This window comes from Burkholderia sp. (genome assembly GCF_018375725.1).
Classification (GTDB): domain Bacteria; phylum Pseudomonadota; class Gammaproteobacteria; order Burkholderiales; family Burkholderiaceae; genus Burkholderia.
On the sequence record NZ_JAHACR010000536.1, the window covers coordinates 1 to 1,202 of the forward strand.

The window sequence follows — 1,202 nt, forward strand, 5'->3', positions numbered from 1 at the left end:
GGACGCGCCTCCTCGATGCCCGCCATCGCCGCGTGCGCTGCGGCCAGCAGCACGAATGCGAGGCCGTAGCAGTGCCGCGTGCCGTCGCGCGTCGCGCTTTTCATGCCGTCACGCCAGTCGAGTTCCCAGTCGTAGCCCTTGAGTTCGTCGTCCCAGTGCGCGTCGCGCAGGAAGCGCAGCCCGTGGCGGGCGTACTCGAGATACAGCGGATCGCCGAAATGCCGGTACGCCATCGCATAGTTGAAGACGAACCGGCAGCTGCTGACGAGATGGCGTGTCGTGCGGTTGTAGACGCTGCCGTCGTCGCGGAAGAAATGATAGAAGCCGCCCGTCGGATCGAATGCGTTCGGCGCGTAGAAACGCAGTGTGTCCTCGATGTGCGACAGCAGGAACGAGGGATCGCGGAAGCTCTCGACGAAGGGGGCCGGATGCGCGTGCGTGGCCGGCGTCGGTGTGCCGGGTTGAGCCGGAGACCTGTTCATGATTCGGTGACCGTGGTGGTGTCGAACGCCGGCGTCGCGGCGCGCTGGCTGCTGGCCCGTACGATCAGCTCGACGGGCAGGCAGATCTCGGTGTGCTCGGGCGCTTCGGCGAGCAGCAGCTCGACACCGCGGCGTCCGAGCGCTTCCTTGTCGACGGCGAGCGTCGTGAGCGGCGGGTTCGCGTGCGCGGCGGCGGGAATGTCGTCGAAGCCGACGATCGCGATGTCGTCCGGCACGCGCAGGCCGCGCGCGATGCATACGCGCTGCGCGGCGAGCGCGGCGGCATCGTTGTACGCGAATGCCGCGTCGGGGCGCGGGCCCGGCGCGTCGAGCAACTGCTGCATCGCGCGTGCGGCGCCGGTATCGGCGTCGAGTCCGGCGTCGGTCGTCATTTCGAGCGCCGGGTCGAACAGCAGCCCGGCATCGAAGAACGCGCGCCGGTAGCCGATTGCGCGTTGCGCGATGCTGTAGTGCGCGGGCGAGCCGCCGATGAACGCGATGCGCTTGCGGCCGGCGGCGAGGAGGTGGCGCATCGCAAGCGCCGCGCCGGTCGCGTTGTCGATGTTCACGGAACGCAGGCCCGGCACCCACAGGTCGATCAGCACGAGCGGGCGGCCGGTCGCGACGTTGACGTCGGCCGAGTCGCCCAGGAAGTGCCCGTCGGCGTCGAATACCAGCAGGTTGAAGTCCGTGGAGACCCGGGACGGCTCCTCCACCGGG

The 1,202-nt window shown here is 69.5% G+C and carries 2 protein-coding genes; both read right to left on the minus strand.

From position 1 onward, the window contains the following. Positions 1-482, minus strand: a 482-nt coding sequence (locus tag KH616_RS25185) for an AGE family epimerase/isomerase (RefSeq protein WP_292255292.1), incomplete at its 3' end; no start/stop codon positions are given. Next, positions 479-1,202 (minus strand): LacI family DNA-binding transcriptional regulator (locus tag KH616_RS25190; protein ID WP_292255294.1); only part of this gene is annotated, 724 nt, incomplete at its 5' end. The genes KH616_RS25190 and KH616_RS25185, both read right to left, overlap by 4 nt.